Origin of the sequence: Mycolicibacterium hippocampi (assembly GCF_010723735.1) — a bacterium.
GTDB classification, from domain to species: Bacteria; Actinomycetota; Actinomycetes; order Mycobacteriales; family Mycobacteriaceae; genus Mycobacterium; species Mycobacterium hippocampi.
Genome location: NZ_BLLB01000002.1, coordinates 5,893,286 through 5,915,602, shown reverse-complemented (window position 1 = coordinate 5,915,602; position 22,317 = coordinate 5,893,286). Strand labels below are relative to the sequence as shown.

Annotated in this window: 25 protein-coding genes; 21 read left to right on the top strand and 4 right to left on the bottom strand. The window is 68.2% G+C overall.

Features of this window, described 5'->3' with window-relative positions; genetic code table 11:
• Positions 1-5: 5 nt before the first annotated feature.
• From folE to G6N53_RS29430, 10 genes are all read left to right on the top strand, one after another.
• Positions 6-617, top strand: coding sequence for a GTP cyclohydrolase I FolE (gene folE, locus G6N53_RS29475; protein ID WP_163895229.1), 612 nt, complete (start codon positions 6-8; stop codon positions 615-617).
• 44 nt (positions 618-661) lie between these two features.
• The gene (gene folP / locus G6N53_RS29470; protein ID WP_163896446.1) at positions 662-1,468 is read left to right on the top strand and encodes a dihydropteroate synthase; all 807 of its coding nucleotides are present in this window, start codon (positions 662-664) and stop codon (positions 1,466-1,468) included.
• Positions 1,461-1,835 carry a dihydroneopterin aldolase gene (gene folB, locus G6N53_RS29465; protein WP_163895227.1) on the top strand — a complete coding sequence of 125 codons (375 nt, stop codon included), beginning with the start codon at positions 1,461-1,463 and terminating at the stop codon, positions 1,833-1,835. The genes folP and folB overlap by 8 nt, the downstream gene beginning before the upstream one ends.
• The gene (gene folK, locus G6N53_RS29460; protein WP_163895226.1) at positions 1,832-2,359 is read left to right on the top strand and encodes a 2-amino-4-hydroxy-6-hydroxymethyldihydropteridine diphosphokinase; all 528 of its coding nucleotides are present in this window, start codon (positions 1,832-1,834) and stop codon (positions 2,357-2,359) included. Before folB ends, folK begins: the two co-directional genes overlap by 4 nt.
• A gap of 6 nt (positions 2,360-2,365) precedes the next feature.
• A complete protein-coding gene (locus tag G6N53_RS29455) occupies positions 2,366-2,842 on the top strand; it encodes a DUF3180 domain-containing protein (protein WP_163895224.1) in 477 nt (158 codons plus the stop codon).
• Between the two features lie 77 nt (positions 2,843-2,919).
• Positions 2,920-4,176 (top strand): DUF6779 domain-containing protein, encoded by a 1,257-nt coding sequence (locus tag G6N53_RS29450; protein ID WP_205390497.1) that lies wholly within the window; start codon positions 2,920-2,922, stop codon positions 4,174-4,176.
• Positions 4,177-4,256: 80 nt separating this feature from the next.
• Positions 4,257-5,204, top strand: coding sequence for a Rossmann-like and DUF2520 domain-containing protein (locus G6N53_RS29445; protein WP_163895219.1), 948 nt, complete (start codon positions 4,257-4,259; stop codon positions 5,202-5,204).
• Positions 5,201-6,145 carry a pantoate--beta-alanine ligase gene (panC, locus tag G6N53_RS29440; protein ID WP_163895217.1) on the top strand — a complete coding sequence of 315 codons (945 nt, stop codon included), beginning with the start codon at positions 5,201-5,203 and terminating at the stop codon, positions 6,143-6,145. Before G6N53_RS29445 ends, panC begins: the two co-directional genes overlap by 4 nt.
• Positions 6,145-6,552 carry an aspartate 1-decarboxylase gene (panD, locus tag G6N53_RS29435; RefSeq protein WP_163895215.1) on the top strand — a complete coding sequence of 136 codons (408 nt, stop codon included), beginning with the start codon at positions 6,145-6,147 and terminating at the stop codon, positions 6,550-6,552. The genes panC and panD overlap by 1 nt, the downstream gene beginning before the upstream one ends.
• A gap of 4 nt (positions 6,553-6,556) precedes the next feature.
• Complete coding sequence (locus tag G6N53_RS29430) at positions 6,557-7,372, top strand: type III pantothenate kinase (protein ID WP_163895213.1); 816 nt, start codon at positions 6,557-6,559, stop codon at positions 7,370-7,372.
• Between the two features lie 7 nt (positions 7,373-7,379).
• Here G6N53_RS29430 and G6N53_RS29425 read toward each other — a convergent pair whose 3' ends face one another.
• Positions 7,380-8,642 (bottom strand): alanine racemase, encoded by a 1,263-nt coding sequence (locus G6N53_RS29425; protein ID WP_163895211.1) that lies wholly within the window; start codon positions 8,640-8,642, stop codon positions 7,380-7,382.
• A gap of 23 nt (positions 8,643-8,665) precedes the next feature.
• Here G6N53_RS29425 and lysS point away from each other — a divergent pair, with 23 nt between their 5' ends.
• The 6 genes from lysS to G6N53_RS29395 all read left to right on the top strand — a co-directional run bounded on the left by lysS (position 8,666) and on the right by G6N53_RS29395 (position 15,342).
• Positions 8,666-10,192 carry a lysine--tRNA ligase gene (gene lysS / locus G6N53_RS29420; protein ID WP_163895209.1) on the top strand — a complete coding sequence of 509 codons (1,527 nt, stop codon included), beginning with the start codon at positions 8,666-8,668 and terminating at the stop codon, positions 10,190-10,192.
• Between the two features lie 109 nt (positions 10,193-10,301).
• Complete coding sequence (gene lsr2 / locus G6N53_RS29415; RefSeq protein ID WP_163895207.1) at positions 10,302-10,643, top strand: histone-like nucleoid-structuring protein Lsr2; 342 nt, start codon at positions 10,302-10,304, stop codon at positions 10,641-10,643.
• 289 nt (positions 10,644-10,932) lie between these two features.
• On the top strand, positions 10,933-13,482 hold the full coding sequence (gene clpC1 / locus G6N53_RS29410; protein WP_163895205.1) for an ATP-dependent protease ATP-binding subunit ClpC: 2,550 nt from the start codon (positions 10,933-10,935) through the stop codon (positions 13,480-13,482).
• 229 nt (positions 13,483-13,711) lie between these two features.
• Entirely contained in the window at positions 13,712-13,924 is a 213-nt protein-coding gene (locus G6N53_RS29405) for a CbtB domain-containing protein (RefSeq protein WP_163895203.1), read from the top strand.
• Positions 13,925-13,952: 28 nt separating this feature from the next.
• Positions 13,953-14,768 carry a CbtA family protein gene (locus G6N53_RS29400; RefSeq protein WP_163895201.1) on the top strand — a complete coding sequence of 272 codons (816 nt, stop codon included), beginning with the start codon at positions 13,953-13,955 and terminating at the stop codon, positions 14,766-14,768.
• A gap of 22 nt (positions 14,769-14,790) precedes the next feature.
• The gene (locus G6N53_RS29395) at positions 14,791-15,342 is read left to right on the top strand and encodes a histidine phosphatase family protein (RefSeq protein WP_163895199.1); all 552 of its coding nucleotides are present in this window, start codon (positions 14,791-14,793) and stop codon (positions 15,340-15,342) included.
• A 1-nt stretch (position 15,343) separates the two neighbouring features.
• Here the strand turns inward: G6N53_RS29395 and G6N53_RS29390 are convergent, their stop codons facing one another.
• Together G6N53_RS29390 and mhuD are read right to left on the bottom strand one after the other, a co-directional pair.
• Positions 15,344-16,708, bottom strand: coding sequence for a serine hydrolase (locus G6N53_RS29390; protein WP_205390615.1), 1,365 nt, complete (start codon positions 16,706-16,708; stop codon positions 15,344-15,346).
• The gene (gene mhuD, locus G6N53_RS29385; RefSeq protein ID WP_163895194.1) at positions 16,683-17,012 is read right to left on the bottom strand and encodes a mycobilin-forming heme oxygenase MhuD; all 330 of its coding nucleotides are present in this window, start codon (positions 17,010-17,012) and stop codon (positions 16,683-16,685) included. The genes G6N53_RS29390 and mhuD overlap by 26 nt, the downstream gene beginning before the upstream one ends.
• Positions 17,013-17,050: 38 nt before the next feature.
• Between mhuD and G6N53_RS29380 the strand changes: the two genes are divergently transcribed.
• Positions 17,051-17,821, top strand: a complete 771-nt coding sequence (locus G6N53_RS29380) for an alpha/beta fold hydrolase (protein WP_163895192.1) — start codon at positions 17,051-17,053, stop codon at positions 17,819-17,821.
• On the opposite strand, the gene G6N53_RS29375 is transcribed toward G6N53_RS29380, so the two are convergent.
• Positions 17,795-18,058 (bottom strand): hypothetical protein, encoded by a 264-nt coding sequence (locus G6N53_RS29375; RefSeq protein WP_163895190.1) that lies wholly within the window; start codon positions 18,056-18,058, stop codon positions 17,795-17,797. The two genes, G6N53_RS29380 and G6N53_RS29375, sit on opposite strands and share 27 nt — an antisense overlap.
• Positions 18,059-18,130: 72 nt before the next feature.
• Here G6N53_RS29375 and G6N53_RS29370 point away from each other — a divergent pair, with 72 nt between their 5' ends.
• The 4 genes from G6N53_RS29370 to G6N53_RS29355 all read left to right on the top strand — a co-directional run bounded on the left by G6N53_RS29370 (position 18,131) and on the right by G6N53_RS29355 (position 22,303).
• Positions 18,131-19,105, top strand: coding sequence for a helix-turn-helix domain-containing protein (locus tag G6N53_RS29370; RefSeq protein WP_163895188.1), 975 nt, complete (start codon positions 18,131-18,133; stop codon positions 19,103-19,105).
• A gap of 143 nt (positions 19,106-19,248) precedes the next feature.
• Positions 19,249-20,250, top strand: a complete 1,002-nt coding sequence (locus G6N53_RS29365) for a Bug family tripartite tricarboxylate transporter substrate binding protein (RefSeq protein ID WP_163895186.1) — start codon at positions 19,249-19,251, stop codon at positions 20,248-20,250.
• Complete coding sequence (locus tag G6N53_RS29360; RefSeq protein ID WP_163895183.1) at positions 20,247-20,798, top strand: tripartite tricarboxylate transporter TctB family protein; 552 nt, start codon at positions 20,247-20,249, stop codon at positions 20,796-20,798. Before G6N53_RS29365 ends, G6N53_RS29360 begins: the two co-directional genes overlap by 4 nt.
• Positions 20,798-22,303 (top strand): tripartite tricarboxylate transporter permease, encoded by a 1,506-nt coding sequence (locus tag G6N53_RS29355; protein WP_163895181.1) that lies wholly within the window; start codon positions 20,798-20,800, stop codon positions 22,301-22,303. Before G6N53_RS29360 ends, G6N53_RS29355 begins: the two co-directional genes overlap by 1 nt.
• Positions 22,304-22,317: the final 14 nt, after the last annotated feature.

Sequence of the window (22,317 nt, the reverse complement as noted above, 5' to 3'; positions counted from 1 at the left end):
CTTCGATGACGCGGTCGCACCACCACAATTCGGCCACGCTCACCCCGCCCGATTTCGACCAGGAGCGCGCGGAACGGGCGGTCCGCGAGCTGTTGATCGCCGTCGGTGAGGACCCCGACCGCCAGGGTCTGGCCGACACACCCGCCCGGGTGGCGCGGGCCTACCGGGAGATGTTCGCCGGGCTGTACACCGATCCGGACACCGTGCTCAACACCACCTTCGACGAGCAACACGACGAGTTGGTGCTGGTCAAGGAGATCCCGATGTACTCCACCTGCGAGCATCATCTGGTGGCGTTCCACGGCGTCGCGCACGTCGGCTACATCCCCGGGGTGGATGGTCGCGTCACGGGCCTGTCGAAGATCGCCCGCCTGGTCGATCTCTATGCCAAGCGGCCCCAGGTGCAGGAACGGTTGACCGCCCAGATCGCCGACGCGCTGATGCGCAAGCTCGACCCGCGGGGCGCGATCGTGGTGGTCGAGGCCGAGCACCTGTGCATGGCGATGCGGGGGGTGCGCAAGCCCGGCGCGATCACGACCACATCCGCCGTGCGCGGACAGTTCAAGCACGACAACGCCTCTCGGGCCGAGGCTCTGGAACTGATCCTCAGAAGGTGAGCTTGGCGAGCCAACGGTCCCCGGAGGGGACGCGCGTGCAGGTGATGGGGGTCGTCAACGTCACCGCTGACTCGTTCTCCGACGGGGGACGGTTCCTCGACCGGGGCCGCGCGGTCGAGCACGGCGTCGACCTGGTCGGCCAGGGTGCGGCGATCATCGACGTCGGTGGCGAGTCGACCCGTCCCGGAGCCACCAGGGTGGATCCCGCGGTCGAGACATCCCGGGTACTTCCTGTTGTCAAAGAGCTTGCCCAGCAGGGGATCACGATCAGTATCGACACCATGCACGCCGGCGTGGCCCGCGCGGCCCTGGAGAACGGCGCCTCGCTGGTCAACGACGTCTCCGGGGGCAGGGCGGACCCGGATATGGCCAGGGTGGTCGCCGAAGCCGGGGTCCCGTGGATCCTCATGCACTGGCGGTCGGTGGGCAGCGACCGACCGCACGAGGTGCCCCGCTACGGCGACGTGGTGGTCGAGGTGCGAGACGAACTCATGGCCGGGGTGGATGCGGCGGTGCGTGCCGGGGTGGACCCGGCCAAGGTGATCATCGATCCCGGCCTCGGATTCGCCAAGACCGCGCAACACAATTGGGCGTTGTTGCACGCGCTGCCGGAGTTCGTCGCCACCGGGATTCCCGTCCTGGTCGGCGCGTCGCGCAAGCGTTTCCTCGGCGCCCTGCTGGCGGGGCCCGACGGTGAGCCCCGGCCGCCGGGCGGACGGGAGACGGCCACCGCGGTGATCTCCGCGCTCGCGGGGTGGCATCGGGTGTGGGGCGTCCGGGTGCACGACGTGCGCGCCTCGGCCGATGCGCTCGCCGTGGTCGAGGCGTGGCGCGGGGGTTCCGATGGCTGATCGAATCGAGTTGCGCGGGTTGAAGGTTCGCGGCAACCACGGTGTCTTCGACCATGAGCGTCGCGACGGCCAGGACTTCGTGGTGGACATCACCGCCTGGATCGATCTCGCGCCCGCCGCCGCCAGCGACGACCTCGCCGACACCGTGGACTACGGCGGGCTGGCACAACGTGCCGCCGACATAGTGGGTGGACCCGCGCGCCAGCTGATCGAGACGGTGGCGGGCGAGATCGCCGACGACGTGATGCGTGACGAGCGGATCCACGCCGTCGAAGTGGTGGTGCACAAGCCCGGCGCGCCGATCCCGCTGGAGTTTCTCGACGTCGCGGTCGTGGCCCGACGTTCCCGCCGCGGGGGCGGGCGGTGACGGCGGTGGTGTTGTCCATCGGCTCCAACGTCGGTGACCGGTTGGGGTGGCTGCAGTCGGTGGTCGACGGCCTCGGCCGAGCCGTGGTGTCGGTGTCGCCGGTGTACGAGACGCAGGCATGGGGCGGCGTCGAGCAGGGCCCGTTCCTCAACGCTGTTGTCCTCGCCGATGACCCGGCAACCGACGCACACGGCTGGCTGCGCCGGGCCCACGAGCTCGAGGACGCGGCACAGCGGGTGCGTGAGCAGCGGTGGGGGCCCAGGACGTTGGACGTCGACCTCGTCACGTGCCGAGACGCCGGCGCGGAGGTGACGGTTGCCGACGAGCAGCTGACGTTGCCCCATCCGTACGCGCATGTGCGGGCGTTCGTGCTGGTCCCGTGGCTGGCGGTGGATCCGGACGCCACGCTTGGTCTGGCGGGTGCGGAGCGCACGGTCGGGGAGCTTCTCGAGGCGGTCGATCCGGCAGAGCGGGCCGGAGTGCGGCGCACCGAACTGACGCTGCACGCCGGAAACGGGCGCTGAGGACTGATGGGGCCCACTCGGCTGCGAGACCTGGTTGCCGCGATCGTGGTGACGGCGGTGGTGAGCTACCTGCTGGTGCGCGTCGTGTACCGGTGGTTCCCGCCGATCACGGCGTGGACCGGGCTGTCGCTGCTGGGTGTCGCGGTCGCCATCGGGGGCTGGGGCTTTTATGTCCGCGCCAGAATCCGTGATGGCGAGGTCGGGGTGGGACTCGGCCGGTTGCATCCGTTGGCGGTGGCGAGATCGGTGTTGATCGCCAAGGCGTCGGCGTGGATGGGCAGCGTCGTGCTGGGGTGGTGGCTGGCCGTGTCGGTCTACCTGCTGCCGCGCCGCAGCGCCCTGCGGGTGGCGGCCGAGGACGCCCCGGGCTCGGTGGTGGCCGCGTTGTGTGCGCTTGCGCTGGTTGTCGCGGCGCTGTGGCTGCAGCATTGCTGCAGGTCTCCCGACGAGCCGCCGGAGAACGCCGACGCGGCACCCGGCTGACCGAATAGCCCAGCGCACCTGCCGAATCGCCGCGGAGGTCGACACGCTAGATGACCTGTGGCGGGTACAGTCGGCCCATGACCGATCCGACCCGTGGCGCGCGCATTCGGCGCGGTGCCCGTCGGCCGGGTTGGATCCTGATGTCGGTGTTGCTGGTGCTCGCCATCGCGGCGAGTTCGGCGCTGGTTTTCACCAACCGGGTGGAGTTGCTCAAGCTCGCGGTCATCCTGTCTCTGTGGGCCGCGGTGGTGGCTGCGTTCGTGTCGGTGATCTACCGCAGGCAGAGCGACAGCGATCAGGCCAAGGTGCGCGACCTCAAGTTGGTCTACGACCTGCAGCTCGACCGCGAGATCTCGGCGCGCCGGGAGTACGAGCTCGCGGTGGAGACGCAGCTGCGTCGCGAGCTGGCCTCGGAGTTGCGCGCGCAGTCGGCCGACGAGGTGTCGGCGCTGCGGGCGGAACTGGCCGCGCTGCGGGCGAACTTGGAGTACCTGTTCGACACCGACCTGTCGCACCGGCACGCGATCGAGACGGATCGCCGAGGTGGTGATTCCCGGGAGCTGGGCGGGTGGACTCCCGGGGCGGACACCGCGGGACGGGTCCGCAGTAGTCGCATCGACACCGAGGACCTCGACGAGGTCTCCGACGCGGAATCGCATGCGCCGGACACCGAGGAGAGCCCGATCATCGACGTTCCCGCCGAACCGCACCCCCCGGAGGGGGAACGGCCATCCGCTGCCGACGAGGCGGGCGGCGCGCACCGCAGATTCTCCGAAGGAGCGCGGGCCGGGACGTATCGAGCAGACGAGACCGCCGGCCGGCAGTGGGAGGCGCCACCCGCCCCGCCGCCGCGGAACGCGCCGCCTTCACCCGAGCCGCAGTTCCCGTGGCTGCCGCCGCCGGCTCGGCCCGCCCCGCCACCACCGCCGCCACCCCCGCAACCAGCTCCACCACCGCCACCACCACCGCCGCGTGCGCCCGCGCCCGCTGCGCCTGCGGCCGCCCAGTGGCAACCGGCTCCTCCCCAGGGGCAGTGGATGCCGGGCGGCGATCGGGCCGCGCCCCCCGGGGGCAACGGCGGTCCGGCCGAGTACGTGGGCAGACGCCGGGCGGACGACGCCCCGGCCGAACCGCCGCGTGGCCGGCACTACGCCGAGGCCACGGAGTCCACGGAGGCCACCGAGGCCACCGCCGCGGCCCCGGAACCGGAGCAGCACGAGGACGACGATTCGGCCGGCGGCGCCCACACCGGCGGCCAGTCGGTCGCGGAGTTGTTGGCGCGCCTGCAGGCGGCGCCGTCGGGAGGCGGCCGGCGTAGGCGCCGGGAGGATTGAGCTAGTCTCGTAGCGACCGTCCGGTACCTGCGCGACGCGGGACCGGAACGAAGCCACCAGAATCTGCGAGGTCGCCTGCGATGCTGCAGCCCCCCGCCGGCGGGAGCGCTCCCCACGACGGACTCCGCCCGGCACGGCTCACCATCGGCGTCATATCCGCCGGCCGGGTGGGCACCGCACTGGGCGCGGCGCTGGAACGTGCCGAACACGTCGTCGTGGGCTGCAACGCGGTGTCGAGCGCGTCGCGGCAACGCGCCCGGCAGTGGCTCCCGGACACCCCGGTGCTTCCGGTCGACGAGGTCGCCGGCCGCGCCGAGTTGCTGCTGCTGGCCGTACCCGACGCGGAACTTCCGGCACTGGTGACGGGGCTGGCCGCCACGGGGGTGGTGCGGCCCAGCACCATCGTCGTCCACACCTCGGGCGCCAATGGGATCACCGTGCTGGCCCCGCTGGCCGAGCAGGGATGTATCGCGCTGGCCATCCACCCGGCGATGACGTTCGCCGGCACACCGGAGGACCTCGACCGGCTGCGCGGCACCTGTTTCGGCATCACCGCCGCCGACGAGATCGGCTATGCCGTCGCGCAGTCGCTGGTGCTCGAGATCGGTGGTGAACCGTTCCGCGTCCGCGAGGATGCCCGGACCCTCTACCACGCTGCGCTGGCGCATTCCAGCAACCATCTCGTCACCGTCGTGCTCGATGCGGTCGAGGCGTTGCGCGCGGCGTTGTCGGGCCAGGAGTTGTTGGGGCAGGAGCCCGTCGGGGACGGGCCGGGCGGAATCGCCGAGCGGATCATCGCTCCGCTGGCGCGGGCGTCGCTGGAGAACGCGCTGCAGCGCGGCCAGGCCGCGCTGACGGGCCCGGTCGCGCGCGGCGATGCAGCCGCGGTCGCCGGCCACCTGCAGGCCCTCGACGAAGTGAGCCCCGACCTGGCGCGGGCTTACCGGACCAATTCCTGGCGCACCGCACAGCGCGCGCACGCACCCGATGCGGTGTTCGAGGTACTGGCGGAAGCAGGGCGATCGTGACCGGACGCAGCACCCCGAAGTTCAGTACGGGCCAGCTCAACATATACGCGCGACCGCGCGAGGTCTCCGACGTGACCCGGGCGTTGCGGGCCACCGGGCGCAGGATCATGCTGGTGCCGACGATGGGCGCCCTGCACGAGGGCCATCTGACGTTGATCCGCGCCGCCAGGCGGGTGCAGGGTGCCGTGGTCGTGGTGTCGATCTTCGTCAACCCCTTGCAGTTCGGCGCCGGCGAGGACCTCGACGCCTACCCGCGCACGCTGGACGACGATCTCGCAGCGCTGCGGGCCGAGGGTGTCGAGATCGTGTTCACCCCGACAGCCGCAGACATGTATCCCGAGGGCAGTCGCACCACCGTGGTGCCGGGACCCCTCGGAGCCGAACTCGAAGGCGCCGCGCGGCCGACACATTTCGCCGGTGTGCTGACCGTCGTGCTGAAACTCTTCAACGCTGTGCACCCTGATCGGGCGTTCTTCGGGGAGAAGGACTATCAGCAGCTGACGTTGATCCGGCAGATGGTCACAGACCTGAACCTGGATGTCGTCGTGGTCGGGGTGCCGATCGTCCGCGAAGCGGACGGGTTGGCGATGTCGTCACGCAACCGCTACCTCGACTCCGTCGAGCGCGAGCAGGCAGGCGCGTTGTCGGCGGCACTGCTCGCGGGGATGTACGGGGCGTCGACGGGGGTGTCCGCCGCGCTGGACGCCGCCGGTGCGGTGCTCGACGAGGTGCCCGCCCTCGATGTCGATTACCTCGAGGTGCGTGACCCGATGTTGGGGCCGGCTCCCGCCGAGGGGCCGGGCCGGATGCTGGTGGCGGCCAGACTGGGGCGGACCCGGCTGCTCGACAACATCGCCATCGACATCGGGGCGGGCACCGGCATCGACGGCCATCCGCAGGTGCCATCTGGCCAGAGCCACGAATTGCCTTGGAGGAACTGATGTTACGTACGATGCTGAAATCGAAGATCCACCGCGCCACCGTGACGCAGGCCGATCTGCACTACGTCGGGTCGGTGACGGTGGACGCAGACCTGATGGATGCCGCCGATCTGCTCGAGGGGGAGCAGGTGACGATCGTCGACATCGACAACGGTGCCCGACTGGTCACCTACGTGATCACCGGCCGGCGCGGCAGCGGCGTGATCGGCATCAACGGCGCTGCAGCTCATCTGATCCACCCGGGCGACCTGGTGATCCTGATCGCCTACGGGACGATGGAGGACGCCGAGGCCAGGTCGTATCAGCCGCGGGTGGTCTTCGTCGACGCCGACAACCGGCAGGTCGACATCGGTGCCGATCCGGCTCATGTGCCGCCGGACGCCTCCGAGTTGATGTCACCGAGGTGATGGCGTGCTCCTCGCGATAGACGTCCGCAACACCCACACCGTGGTCGGTCTGATATCCGGCTCCGGTGAGCACGCCAAGGTGGTCCACCACTGGCGGATCCGCACCGAGGCCGAGGTGACGGCTGACGAACTGGCTCTCACGATCGACGGGCTGATCGGTGAGGACGCCGAAACGCTCACCGGCGCGGCCGGTCTGTCGACCGTGCCGTCGGTGTTGCACGAAGTGCGGTTGATGCTCGAGCAGTACTGGCCGTCGGTGCCCCATGTGCTGATCGAACCCGGGGTGCGCACGGGCATCCCGCTGCTGGTCGACAACCCGAAAGAGGTCGGTGCCGACAGGATCGTCAACTGCCTTGCGGCGTACCACAAATACCAGTCCGCGGCGATCGTCGTGGACTTCGGCGCGTCGATCTGCGTGGACGTGGTGTCGGCGAAGGGCGAGTTCCTGGGCGGCGCGATCGCTCCCGGCGTGCAGGTGTCCTCCGACGCGGCGGCAGCCCGTTCGGCGGCACTTCGGCGCGTCGAGCTGACCCGTCCCCGCTCGGTGGTGGGAAAGAACACCGTCGAGTGCATGCAGGCCGGCGCGGTGTTCGGATTCGCAGGGTTGGTCGACGGTCTGGTGAAACGAGTGCGCGATGACGTGGATGGCTTCGGTGGGGATGATGTGGCGGTCGTGGCGACCGGGCACGGTGCGCCGCTGGTGCTTTCCGACGTGCAGTCTGTCGAGCACTACGACCGGCACCTGACGTTGGACGGGCTGCGGCTGGTTTTCGAACGCAACCGCGACAGTCAGCGGGGAAAGCTGCGCCAGGCGCGCTGACATCCTTTCAGAAGAACGTGCGGATCAGCTCGACCACCCTGTCGTCGCCGTCGACCACCGGGATCAGCCGCCACTTGTCGAACACCGTGCAGGGGTGGGAGATGCCGAATCGCAGCCACGTACCGACCGGCGCGGCGGAGCGGTCGCCACGGCCCAGTCGCAGGAACGCGTGTTGGTCGTTGAGCTTGGTGACCTCGCTGTCGGAGAGTTCGAGCGGGACGGGCATCCCCTGATCGAACGGCACGTCACGGCGGCCCATCGTCAGGATCGCCAGATCGTTTTCGGGCCGCGACACCACCTGAGCCCGCACCTGCAGGGCCGGTCGCAATCCCGGCTGCCCGCCGCGGGTCAGCGGCGAGGTCCGTGCGTACAACCCGTGGTCGTGCGTGAGGTAGCAGCCGCTGCGCAGGATCGTGCGCACCGACGTCGCGCCGGGCCAGCCCGTCAACGCGTCGGCGACATCGTCGAAGTAGGTGCTGCCACCGGCGGTGACGATCGCGCTGTCGGTCTCGAACAGCGCGGCGAGCCGGGTCACCGCCGAACGCAACTCGGCGAGATGATCCGCCACGGCCGTCGTCGCCGCCGGGGCCAGGTCCTGTCCGAGCGCAGCCTCGTATCCGGCCACCCCGACGAGGCGCAGCCGGGGTGAGGCCACCGCGGCCCGGGCGACCTCGTCGACCTCCTCCCGCGACCGGCACCCGGTCCGGCCGCCCGGCAGACCCACTTCCACGCAGACGTCGACGGGCCGCTGCGCACCCGCCAGCGCCGCGCTCATCAGCTCGACGCCACGCACCGAGTCCACCCAGCAGACGAACCCGAACGCGTCGTCACGGTCCAGTTCGGTGGCCAGCCACGCCAGCGCAGCCTCGTCGACCAGCTCGTTGGCCAGCACCAGTTCACGGACCCCGAAGGCGCGGTAGACAGCGGCCTGGCCGATGGTGGCCACCGAGATCGCACAGGCGCCCGCGTCCAGCTGGCGGGCGGCCAGCTGGGGCGACATGTGGGTCTTGCCGTGCGGGGCGAGCTCCACCCCGCGCTCCCGGCACCACGAAGCCATCGTCTCCAGGTTGTGGGCCAGCGCGTCTGCTTCCAGCACACACGCCGGCCCGAAGGCGCCCTCGCGGGACAGCCGCGGCGCGCGCGCGAGGATCTCGGCGGGGGTGTGGCCCCACCACCGGGCCGGAACGCCCTTGTCGCTGAAATCCAGGCGCTCCTCAGCCAGAGCCTGTACCGCCGCACGGTTGATCGGCGCGTTGAGGGGCCCAGCCATCCGTTCATTTAAGCTGGCACGTCGTGACACCCCCCGACGCGCACCCTGATCCCGACCAGACCCGCGACGATGCTCCCGAGCAGTTCCGGATCCGCCAGGCCAAGCGCGAGCGGCTGCTCGCCGAGGGACGTGACCCGTATCCCGTCGAGGTGCCCCGGACGCACAGCCTCGCCGAGGTCCGCCAGGCCTACCCCGACCTACCCACCGACACCGCGACCGGTCAGCAGGTGGGGGTGGCCGGCCGGGTCATCTTCGCCCGCAACTCCGGAAAGCTCTGCTTCGCCACGCTGCAGGAAGGTGACGGAGCCCAGCTCCAGGCCATGATCAGCCTCGATCGGGTCGGCCGGGAGTCGCTCGACGCGTGGAAGGCCGACGTCGACCTCGGTGACATCGTGTTCGTCCAGGGAGAGGTGATCAGCTCCCGCCGCGGTGAACTCTCTGTGCTCGCAGACTCCTGGCAAATCGCCTCCAAGGCGTTGCGGCCGTTGCCGGTCGCGCACAAGGAGCTCAGTGAGGAGGCCCGGGTCCGGCAGCGCTACGTCGATCTGATCGTCCGACCGGAGGCCAGGACCGTCGCCCGGCAGCGGGTGGCGGTGGTGCGTGCGGTGCGCTCGGCGCTGGAGCGCCGAGGATTCCTCGAAGTCGAAACACCGATGCTGCAGACGCTGGCCGGTGGGGCCGCCGCGCGGCCGTTCGTCACGCATTCGAACGCGCTCGATTCCGACCTCTTCCTGCGGATCGCGCCGGAACTTTTTCTGAAGCGGTGCGTGGTCGGTGGATTCGACAGGGTCTTCGAGCTGAATCGGGTCTTCCGAAACGAAGGGGCCGATTCCACTCATTCGCCGGAATTTGCGATGTTGGAGACATATCAGGCTTACGGCACGTACGACGATTCTGCGAAGACGACGCGGGAACTCATTCAGGAAGTTGCCGATGAGGCCATCGGGACGCGTGAGGTTCCATTGCCTGATGGCACCGTCTACGATCTCGACGGCGAATGGCAGACCATTCAAATGTATCCGTCATTGTCCGAAGCGCTCGGAGAAGAGATCACCCCGCAGACCGGGGTGGACAGACTTTGGCAGATTGCCGACGGCTTGGGGGTCGAGATTCCCCGGGATCGCGGTTTCGGGCACGGGAAATTGGTCGAAGAACTCTGGGAATTCGCCGTCGGTGACAAGCTGTGGGCGCCGACGTTCGTGCGTGACTTCCCAGTCGAGACGACGCCTCTGACCCGGGAGCACCGCAGCATCGACGGCGTCACCGAGAAGTGGGATCTCTATGTGCGCCACATCGAACTCGCCACCGGGTATTCCGAACTGATCGACCCTGTTGTGCAGCGCGAGAGGTTCGAGGCACAGGCGCGGGCGGCGGCGGCCGGGGACGACGAGGCAATGCTCCTGGATGAGGATTTCCTCGCCGCACTGGAGTATGCGATGCCGCCCACAACGGGGACCGGAATGGGCATCGACCGTTTGTTGATGGCACTGACCGGTCTGTCGATTAGGGACACAGTTTTGTTCCCTATTGTTCGTCGCCACGGCAACTGAACGGCCACGATTCATATGTTGTTGAATGGGTGGCTCCTTTATGGCACATTGGTGCCGGGGTTTGGTATCGCACCCGAGAAAGTAGTGCGCACGGAAGGGCAGTGGGGAAATGGCCAAGAAGGTCACCGTCACGTTGGTCGACGATTTCGACGGAGAAGGCGCCGCCGACGAGACGGTCGAATTCGGGCTCGACGGTGTGAGCTATGAGATCGACCTCTCCGCCAAGAACGCCGCCAAACTCCGCAGCGACCTGAAGCAGTGGGTGGATGCCGGCCGGCGGGTCGGTGGCCGGCGTCGTGGCCGCTCGGTCGGCACCGGTCGCGGGCGCGCAGCGATCGACCGGGAACAGAGCGCGGCGATCAGGGAGTGGGCCCGCCGCAACGGCCACAATGTCTCCACCCGCGGCAGAATCCCCGCTGACGTCATCGACGCATTCCACGCAGCAACCTAGCCGCCGATTGCCGGGCGGATCCGGCCCGGAGTCGGCGTTCGCTGGTGGCGAACCGGTTGTGACGGCCATCCGGAAACGAATCGGCGGGCCGGTGCGTTACTCCTAGCAGCGCCGGGTACTGGCCAATTGTTGCGTCAGATGTCACTTCCGATGTTTTCTGGAAGGGCCTCCAGGCGGGGCACCCGGGGCCGCCGCCCATTAGAGTGGACGGCAGGCGCACAGCCACCGCAGTTTTGCAAGCGCTGTGGTGCGGTGTACCACCTATGCGATGGAGAGCAGGTAACCACGGATGTTCGAAAGATTCACCGACCGTGCGCGTCGGGTTGTCGTCCTGGCTCAGGAAGAAGCCCGGATGCTCAACCACAACTACATCGGCACCGAGCACATCCTGCTGGGACTCATCCACGAGGGTGAGGGCGTCGCCGCGAAGTCGCTGGAGTCGCTGGGCATCTCCCTGGAAGGGGTGCGCAGCCAGGTCGAGGAGATCATCGGCCAGGGGCAGCAGGCGCCGTCCGGCCACATTCCCTTCACGCCGCGTGCCAAGAAGGTGCTGGAGCTGTCGCTGCGCGAAGCGCTGCAGCTGGGCCACAACTACATCGGCACCGAGCACATCCTGCTCGGCCTCATTCGTGAGGGCGAAGGGGTGGCAGCGCAGGTGCTGGTCAAGCTGGGCGCCGAGCTGACCCGGGTGCGCCAGCAGGTCATCCAGCTGCTGAGCGGCTACCAGGGCAAGGAGACCGCGGAAGCCGGGACCGGCGGCCGTGGCGGCGAGGCGGGCAATCCGTCCACGTCGCTGGTGCTCGACCAGTTCGGGCGCAACCTCACCGCGGCCGCGATGGAGGGCAAGCTCGACCCCGTCATCGGCCGGGAGAAGGAAATCGAGCGGGTCATGCAGGTGCTGAGCCGCCGCACCAAGAACAATCCGGTGCTGATCGGTGAGCCCGGCGTCGGTAAGACCGCCGTCGTCGAGGGTCTGGCGCAGGCCATCGTGCACGGCGAGGTCCCCGAGACGCTCAAGGACAAGCAGCTCTACACGCTCGACCTGGGTTCTCTGGTCGCCGGTAGCCGCTACCGCGGTGATTTCGAGGAGCGCCTGAAGAAGGTGCTCAAGGAGATCAACACCCGCGGCGACATCATCCTGTTCATCGACGAGCTGCACACGCTCGTCGGCGCGGGTGCCGCCGAGGGCGCGATCGACGCCGCCTCGATCCTCAAACCGAAGCTCGCTCGTGGTGAACTTCAAACGATCGGTGCCACCACCCTCGACGAGTACCGCAAGTACATCGAGAAGGACGCCGCCCTGGAACGCCGGTTCCAGCCGGTGCAGGTCGGCGAGCCGACGGTGGAGCACACCATCGAGATCCTCAAGGGGCTGCGCGACCGCTACGAGGCCCATCACCGGGTCTCGATCACCGACGGTGCGATGGTCGCGGCTGCCACGTTGGCGGACCGCTACATCAACGACCGCTTCCTGCCGGACAAGGCCATCGACCTGATCGACGAAGCCGGCGCCCGGATGCGGATCCGCCGGATGACCGCTCCGCCGGACCTGCGCGAGTTCGACGAGAAGATCGCCGACGCGCGCCGGGAGAAGGAGTCGGCGATCGACGCGCAGGACTTCGAGAAGGCGGCCAGTCTGCGGGACCGGGAGAAGACCCTGGTGGCGCAGCGAGCCGAGCGTGAAAAGCAGTGGCGCTCAGGCGATCTCGACGTGGTCGCCGAGGTCGACGACGAGCAGATCGCCGAGGTCCTCGGTAACTGGACCGGTATCCCGGTGTTCAAGCTGACCGAGGAGGAGACCACCCGGCTGCTGCGCATGGAGGACGAGCTGCACAAGCGGATCATCGGTCAGGAGGATGCCGTCAAGGCGGTTTCCAAGGCCATCCGCCGCACTCGTGCCGGGCTGAAGGACCCCAAGCGTCCGTCGGGCTCGTTCATCTTCGCCGGTCCGTCCGGTGTCGGTAAGACCGAGCTGTCCAAGGCGCTGGCGAACTTCCTGTTCGGCGACGACGACGCGCTGATCCAGATCGACATGGGCGAGTTCCACGACCGCTTCACCGCGTCGCGGCTGTTCGGTGCCCCTCCGGGCTACGTCGGCTACGAAGAGGGCGGCCAGCTCACCGAGAAGGTGCGCCGCAAGCCGTTCTCCGTGGTGCTGTTCGACGAGATCGAGAAGGCACACCAGGAGATCTACAACAGCCTCCTGCAGGTCCTCGAGGACGGTCGCCTGACCGACGGTCAGGGCCGCACGGTCGACTTCAAGAACACCGTGCTGATCTTCACGTCGAACCTGGGCACCTCCGACATCTCCAAGGCTGTCGGCCTGGGCTTCACCCAGGGCGGCGGGGAGAACAACTACGAGCGGATGAAGCAGAAGGTCAACGACGAGCTGAAGAAGCACTTCCGTCCGGAGTTCCTGAACCGTATCGACGACATCATCGTCTTCCACCAGCTGACTCAGGAAGAGATCGTCAAGATGGTCGACCTGATGGTGGGCCGGGTGAGCACCCAGCTCAAGGCCAAGGACATGACGATGGAGCTGACGGACAAGGCCAAGTCGCTGCTGGCCAAGCGCGGGTTCGACCCGGTGCTCGGTGCGCGGCCACTGCGCCGGACCATCCAGCGTGAGATCGAGGACCAGCTCTCGGAGAAGATCCTCTTCGAGGAGGTCGGCCCCGGTCAGCTGGTGACCGTCGACGTCGAGAACTGGGACGGCGAGGGCGCAGGCGAGGACGCGGTGTTCACCTTCACCGGCAGTCGCAGGCCTACGGTGAGCGTCGAACCGGACCTGGCTCAGGCCGGCGCCGCCGGTACGCCGAGCGCGGCCGGCACGGACTGACCGAAACGAAGTAGGACGGGCGGTCACCCCAAGGGGGTGGCCGCCCGTCCGGCTTTCTGCGCGATCTCGCGGTGGCGGCGTGATGACGCCGGGCGTGCCTTACGATGCTCCTGTAATCGATGGACAGCGGAATCTGGTGAAAGCCCAGAACGGTCGCGCCACTGTGACAGTCAGACCCGATGTCCATCGCATCTCTCACTGGGACGCGCAATCCCGGAAAGGAACCAAGATGACTTCTCCGGACGTGAGCAGCAGGGCAGGCGCAATCGACCTGTCGGGAACCAAGGCGGCGGCATGGCTGTCGCTGACAGCGTTCCTGGCGTTGGTGGTGCTCTACTTCGTGGGCATGGACCAGGGTGCGACCTCGGTGCTGGGCAACAGCACCTACATCCACGAGTTCGTGCACGACGCACGTCACCTGCTCGGATTCCCCTGCCACTGACACGCGGCAAGGTAGGAGTCGAAGACAAATGGAGAAGCAGATCATCTGGCGCGGCCTGCTGGCCGGCGCCGCGGCCGGCGTGCTCGCCTTCCTGTTCGCCCGCTTGTTCGTCGAGCCGCAGATCGGCCTGGCCATCGGCTACGAAGAAGGCATCGGAGCCGCGCGTGAGGCCATCCAACACGGTGCCGACCACGGCGCCGGCCACGGCCACCCCCACAGCCACGGCGAAGCCGGCGGTGGCATCACCCGTGCCATCCAGATGAACGTCGGCCTGGGCCTGGGCCTACTGGCGTTCAGTGTGGCGATCGGCGCGCTGTTCGCCGTCGTGTTCGCCGTCGCATACGGGCGGGTCGGCAACATCTCGGCCCGGCTGCTGTCGCTGTACGTCGCCGGCGCGATGTTGCTCAGCCTCTACGTCGTTCCGGGGCTGAAGTATCCGGCCAGTCCGCCCGCATTGAGCCAGGACGAAACCATCCAACAACGCACCTTGCTGTACCTGCTGATGGTGGTGCTGTCGGCAGCGCTGTTGGCCGGCGCGGTGTACCTCGGCCGCCGGCTGGCGTCGCGGCTGGGCGGCTGGAACGCGGGCCTGGCAGCGGCGGGCGCCTACGTCGCGTCGATCGCGGTGGTGATGTTGGCGCTGCCGACGGTCGACGAGACCCCAGGCCCGCTGACCGACGACACCGGCGCCATCGTCTACGAGGGATTCCCGGCCGACGTGCTCTACGAGTTCCGGTTGTACTCGCTGGGCACCCAGGTCGTCATGTACGCGACCATCGGGTTGGTCTTCGCCGCGCTGGTGTCGCGGTTGCTGGGCGAGCGCAAACAGACGGTGGCCGTGTGAGCCTGCTCGGCGAGTCTGACGTGTGAGCGAGATCGTCCGGCTGACGTTGCTGTCACACGCCATGACAGACGCGATGGCAGCCGGACGATTTCCCACCGACGAGACCCTGTCGGCTGTGGGTCGGCGGCAGGTCGACCCGGGCACCGAGCTCGGGGCAGTCGACCACTCGTACTGCGCACCGGAGCAGCGCACCCGCCAGACCGCGGAACTGCTCGGTGTCGCGGCCACCATCGAGCCGAAGCTGGCGGATCTCGACTGTGGCCGCTGGCGCGGCGACGTGCTCGGCAGGGTCCAACCGGCCGAGTTGGCGATCTGGCTGACCGAACCTGCCCGGGCGCCGCACGGCGGCGAGTCGGTGGTCGAGCTGATCGAGCGGGTGGCCGGCTGGATGGACTCGCTGGCCGCGGGGCGGGGCCGGATCCTCGCCGTCACTCACCCAGCGGTGATTCGCGCCGCGATCCTCGTCGTGCTGGACGCGCCGCCGAAGTCGTTCTGGCGGATCGACATCGCACCGGTCAGCCGCACCGTGATCCACTTGCGGGGGCACGCGTGGTCACTGCGGTCGAGCCCGTGAGTCAGCCGTTCGGGATCAGCTCGAAGGCCTGCGTGACGATCGACATCAGCCATCCCGCCGCGGTCTGACTGCGGAACTCCGGCCAGTTCGCCTGCAGGCTGACCACCCACGGCTGTCCGGCGTGGTCGACGGCGTACCAGCTGAACGTCAGATCGCCAGGCAGGTTGCCCGCCTTGGCCCCGACGTAAGGCCATTCCTCGCGGTCGAGGTCGATTCCGCGGACCGCGGACAGAATGTCCTTGACCGGCGCCGCCTCGTCCACCGCCGCCGTCTGCAGCGCTGCGTGCAGGCGGCAGATGTCGGCGGCACTGCCGTACCACTCGGCGCCGATGCCCGAGGCCGGGGTGTGGGTGCGGTGCGGATCCGGTTCGTACGGACGGGAGTTGGTCTGCTGGAGCAGTTGCGCGCGGCCCTGCGGCGACGCCTGCTTCCACTGCTCGCGGAGGTCGGGTTCACCCCAGCCGACCGAGAACAGTTCATGCATCGTCGGAAACGGCGTCATGCTCTCGGGGTCGTGGTGCCCGGCGGTGACCAGCGCGCGCTCGATGGCCCCCGGCCCGAGCCGCTCGATCAGCAGATCGGTTGCCATGTTGTCGCTGGCCGAGATCATCTGTTGGGAGGCTTCGCGCACCGTGACCGTCGAGCCGGGCGGCAGGTCGTCGAGCTCGGGGGAGCCGACCGCCTTGGCCTCCTCGGTGATCGTCAGCTCGTCGGTCCAGCCGACGGTGCCTGCCTTGACCGCCTCGGCGACGGCGAGCAGCACATAGAGCTTGAAGATCGAGGCCAGCGGCAGCGACATGTCGGTGTTGGTGCCGGCAACCTTTTCGCAGCGGCCGTCGGTCACCCGCGCGACCTGGTAGGAGTAGCGCGCGTCCGACTTGGTCAGCTCGGCGTCGATGTCGGCCCACTCATCGATCACCGGCGGTTCGAGCGACACCCAGAAGCGGTCGACCATCCCGGCGTCGTCGGTGTGCAGCTCGATGGTCTGGGCCACCCCGTAGGAGGTCAGCACGTCCAGGGTGGCGGACCCCGCTCCGATGTCGACGTTCGTGACGGTGAACGGCCGATCCCACCAGATCGTGTCCAGCGTGACGCCGACGTGCTCGACGGCCTCGGGTGCAGCCAGCGTCCGCACCCCGTTCTCGCCGATCGGCCAGTCACTGTTGAGCATGTCCATGGTCTGCTTCGCGCGCAGCCCCTGGGGGGTGTTTATCTGGATGGGCACGCCGTGCGCGGCGTCGGCAGGCGCCGGACGCGACGCGGCGCATCCGCAGGCCAGGGCGGCGACGAGGACGAGTGCGACCGCCAGTTCGGTCACTCGCCGTCGGCCCCGGACTGCCTCACGCCGTGGCGTCAGTCCCCGCAACGTCGAGTACAACTTCGAACTCCAACAACGATGCACCGGTGGCCACGGGATTGGCGCGCTCACCGGCGTGCGCTTCGATGGCCGGTCCGGTGGCCCATGCCTGGAACGCCTCCTCGGACTCCCACTGGGTCACCACGAAGTAGCGGTCCTCGCCCTTGACCGGGCGCAACAGCTGGAAGCCGAGGAAACCTGGCTGGTTGTCGACGGCGTGGGCGCGGTGCGCGAACCGCTTCTCCAGTTCCGGACCGGCGTCTGGCGGGACCTCGATTGCGTTGATCTTCACCACGGGGTTCTGGCTGGGCATGCGGTCAGGTTACCGCTACCCCTGGGCAAGATGAGCACATGGACTCACCACTGCTGGTCGGCCGCGGCGGCACCGGGGTGCCCCTGGTCCTGGTACACGGGCTGATGGGGCGGGGCACCACGTGGTCGCGTCAGCTGCCCTGGCTGGCGCGGTTGGGCCAGGTCTTCACCTACGACGCGCCATGGCACCGCGGCCGCGGCGTGGACGACGGGTTCCCGATCTCCACCGAGCGGTTCGTGGCCGACCTCGGCGACGCGGTCGCCGATCTCGGCAGGCCGGTGATCCTGATCGGCCATTCGATGGGGGCGCTGCACTCGTGGTGCCTGGCTGCGACGCGGCCCGAGACGGTCGCTGCCGTGGTGGTCGAGGACATGGCACCGGATTTCCGGGGCAGGACGACCGGGCCGTGGGAGCCGTGGCTGCACGCGCTGCCCGCGGAGTTCAGCACCGCGCAGCAGGTCTATGACGAGTTCGGGCCGGTCGCGGGGCAGTACTTCCTGGAGGCGTTCGACCGCACCGAGACGGGCTGGCGCCTGCACGGAGACCCGCACCGGTGGATCGAGATCGCCGCCGAGTGGGGCACCCGCGACTACTGGGAGCAATGGCGTGCAGTGTCGGCCCCGACCCTGCTGATGGAGGCCGGGAACTCGGTCGCCCCGCCGGGCCAGATGGAAGCGATGGCGCAATCGGGGGCTCGGACGACGTATCTGAGGGTGCCCGACGCCGGGCACCTCGTCCACGACGATGCGCCCGGGAAATACCGGGACGCCGTCGAGACGTTTCTATCGACGTTCACCCGTCGCGCCTGAGGTCGGCCACACGGGCTGCTGCTCGAAGCGGGCGCGGATCTCGTGGTGAGTCAGTTTGTGGTGAGCCGAGGAGGAACCGTCGAACAACCGACCGCTCATCGGGGCGGCGATCTGGAACTGGTCGCGGTGCAGTCGCAGGGCGCCGGACCGGCGGGCCGCCCAGACGACTGTTGCGGCAAGGGTGAACGGGGCGAGAAGGACGACGAGAAGGGCGAGGAAGGTCAGTGCGCTACTCATGGCAGTAATGGTCCGCTCAAGCAACATGGTGCCAACAGTGGCAGAAGCGACACAGTTGACTAAGATACTGCCATGGTGTTGAGAAGCGTGTCGGCATTGGCGCTCGACGGCCTCGCGATCTTCGAGTTCGGCGTCATCTGCGAAGTGTTCGGCGTCGACCGGTCGGCCGACGGGGTGCCCAACTTCGAATTCAAGGTCTGCGCGCCGGAGCCGGGGAAGCCACTCCGGACAGCTATAGGCGCGACCATCACCCCCGAACACGGCCTCGACGATCTGGTCGGCGCCGACCTGGTCGCCATTCCGGCGATCGGCGGATCCGGCTACTCGCCCGACGCGCTTGCGGCGGTCCGCAAGGCGTCCGAATCGGGGTCGATCATCCTGACCGTGTGTACGGGCGCGTTCGTCGCCGGTGCGGCCGGCTTGCTGGACGGGCGCCCCTGCACCACCCACTGGATGCACGCTGACGCTCTGGCGGCCATGTACCCGACCGCGCAGGTCGACCGCAACGTGCTGTTCGTCGACGACGGCGACCTGATCACCAGCGCGGGAACGGCGGCGGGCATCGACGCGTGTCTGCACCTGGTGCGTCGCGAACTGGGAAGCGAGGTCACCAACAAGATCGCCCGCCGGATGGTGGTGCCGCCGCAGCGCGACGGCGGCCAGCGTCAGTACATCGACCAACCGATCCCGGTGCGCTGCTCCGAGAGGTTCGCCCCGCATCTGGACTGGATCCTGGCCAACCTGGACAAACCGCACACGGTCGGCACGCTCGCCAAGCGTGCGCACATGTCGGCGCGCACCTTCGCGCGCCGGTTCGTCGAGGAGACAGGCCGCACCCCGATGCAGTGGGTGACTGACCAGCGGGTGCTGTTCGCACGCCGGCTGCTCGAGGAGTCCACGCTGGACATCGACCACATCGCCGAGCAGTCCGGGTTCGGCAACGCGACGCTGCTGCGCCACCATTTCCGGCGCGTCATCGGCGTGACGCCGTCGGACTACCGGCGGCGCTTTGCCTGCGCCGACTCGGACTGCGCGGCCACTGCCTGACCGTCGCCCGGCGGGGCCCTGACGCGCAGTGTTCACAATGTCCACTACGTCCGATTTGACCAGATCAGTGATATTCGTCACGTCCTGCGGCAGGATTCCCTCTAGCTCACACGCGAGTTCAGAGCTTTCCGGAGGGATGGTCGTTGCGAATTCCGAGTACGGCCCGGTGGATTCTCGGCGTGCTGGTTGTGGTCGCGTTGGTGGTTGCGGCGGGAGTCAACGCCAATCGCTCCGGGACGGGGGCCGAGGCCCGGGCGAAGATGACGTTGATCGCACCGGCGGCGGCCGGCGGCGGCTGGGATCTGGTCGCCCGTGAAGCGCAGCAGGCGCTGCGTACGGACGGAATCGTCAACAACGTCCAGGTCGTCAATGTCCCGGGGGCCGGAGGGACGATCGGACTCAGCCAACTCTCCGAACTCACGGGCAACGCGACCACCATGATGGTGACGGGCACGGTGATGCTCGGGGGCATCACGCGCAACGACTCGCCGGTCGCCCTCACCGAGATGACACCGATCGCCCGCCTCGCCGAAGACTTCGAAGTGATTGTGGTGCCGGCGGATTCACCGTTCCAGACGCTGGACGAGATGATCGAGCAATGGCGCGCGGATCCGGGCGCAATGCCGATCGGCGGCGGCTCGGCCGGCGGAATCGACCACATGGTCGCGGCACTGCTCGCCCGGGAGGCGGGCATCGACCCGGGCGCCATCCGCTACGCGGCGTATGCCGGCGGCGGTGAGCTCACCGTCAATCTGCTGTCGACCGCACCGGGCACTCCCAGCGTCGGCATCAGCGGTTACAACGACTTTCGGGATCTGATCACCGACGGACGACTGCGCGCCCTGACAGTGGTCGCGCCGGAGCGGTTGGAGGGTCTGGACATCCCCACCGCGTCGGAGGTCGGCTACCCGGCGGTGGACCTGGTCAACTGGCGCGGGTTCGTGGCCCCGGCCGGACTCGATGCCGACCAGCAGCAGGAGCTCATCGACATCGTCACCGAGATGACCGAAACCGAGACGTGGCAGGGCGCCATAGAACGGAACCGGTGGGATTCGGCCTTCCTGACCGGGCAGGAGTTCGGGCAGTTCATCGAGGAAGAACAGCAGCGAGTGGACGTGATTCTGCAGGATCTGGGACTGATATGACGATCAACGAGGACGAAACCCCCGCACCGCCCGAAGCCCCGGAGTCGCGTACCGGCGGCTTCTGGACAGGCAAGAGCGCCCTGGTGATGCCCGGCCTGTTGGTCGCGCTCGGAGTGTTCTTGATCTACGGAGTCATCGAAATGGAGATCGCCGATGATTCGGAGATCTTCGGGCCCAAGGCATTTCCGATGATCACCGCCGGCTTCTGCTTTCTGATCGCGGCGTTGCTGACCGTGAGCATCCTGCGCAACCCTGAGATTCCGGAGATGGCGACGGACGGGCAAGGCCGCCGATTCGCCGCCAACGGGAGCAACTGGCGGGCCGCCGGTATCACCATCGCGTCGTTTGTGGCTTTCGCGGTGCTGCTGGTCCCGGCCGGCTGGATCCTGGCCGGCGCCATCGTGTTCTGGGGCGTGACGGTGGGCTTGGGTAGTACCAAATACGTCCAGAACCTGCTGATCGGCCTGGCGCTCTCCTCGATCATGCAGCTGATCTTTTCCGGCCTGCTCGGGTTGACCCTGCCGCCAGGCGTCATGGGGCTGTTCTGATGGAGGCGTTGAGTGGCCTGATCGGTGGGTTCGGGGACGTACTGACGCCGACCAACCTGCTCTACGTGCTCATCGGCGCGCTGATCGGCACCGCGGTCGGGGTGTTGCCCGGCCTGGGGTCGGCGATGGCGGTGGCACTTCTGCTGCCTGTCACCTTCACCCTCGATCCGCTGGCAGCGCTGGTGATGTTCGCCGGGATCTATTTCGGTGGGCTGTTCGGCGACGCCATCGCCGGCATCCTGATGAACACCCCAGGCAATTCGACGGCCATCGCCGGATCGATCGAGGGCCATCGCATGGCCAGGCGGGGGCATGGCGCCCAGGCGCTGGCCACCTCGGCGATCGGTGCGTTCATCGGCGGCATGATCGCGACCGTTCTCGTGGTGTTCTTCGCGCCCACCCTGGCCGATCTCGCGACGAGCTTTGGACCCGGCGAGTACTTCGCGCTCGCCATCTTTGCTTTCATCGCGACCGCGGCCGTGGTGTCGGATTCGGCGATCAAGGGCATGGCGGCTCTGCTGATCGGTCTTGTCCTGGCGATGATCGGCACTGACCAGGTCAGCGGGTCGCAGCGGTTCACCTTCGGCAACGTGGCGCTCTTCGACGGGGTGAGCATCGTGGTGATCACGGTGGCGATGCTTGCCGTGGGTGAGGTCATGTACGTGGCCTCACGGTTGGGGCGCCCCGACGACCGCAGTTTCGTACCGTCCACGGGACGGCCCTTCCTGTCCCGAGCCGAATACAAGGAGGCTCTACCGGCGTGGTTGCGTGGCACCGCTTTCGGCGTGCCGTTCGGTGTGATACCCGCCGGTGGTGCCGAAGTGCCGACGTTCCTGGCCTATGGGGCGGAGAAGCGGTTGGACGCCCGGCGCCCGAACCCGATGTTCGGCAAGGGGGCGATCCGCGGGGTGGCGGCCCCCGAAGCCGCAGGCAACGCCACAGCGGGCACAGCAATGGGTGCGTTGCTCGCGCTGGGTCTGCCGACTTCGGCCACCGCAGCGATGTTGTTGGCAGCATTTCAGCAGTACGGGATGCAGCCTGGGCCGCTGCTGTTCACACGGAACGCCGACCTGGTCTGGGCGCTGATGGCGAGCCTGCTGATCGGCATGGTGGTGTTGCTCATCCTGAACCTGCCGTTCGCCCCGCTGTGGGCCAAGCTACTCAATATCCCGCGCGAGTACCTCTACGCCGGCATCGCGATGTTCGCGTGTTTCGGGGTGTACGCGGCGAGTGCATCGATAGTCGACGTGGTGTTCATGCTGGGTCTGGGCCTCATCGGATTCATGATGCGGCGCTATGGAATTCCGTTGGCGCCGGTGCTCATCGCGGTCATCCTCGGCCCGCTGGCCGAGTCGTCCCTGCGCGCCGCGATGAACAACTCGCAGAACAATCCGATGACGTTGATCAGCACGCCGATCACCATCACCCTCTACATCCTGCTGGTCATCGTCATCACGATCAGTGCCGTCAACAAGGTCCGGATTCGCAGAGCCGCTGGAGTCTGACGGCGCCGGTCATC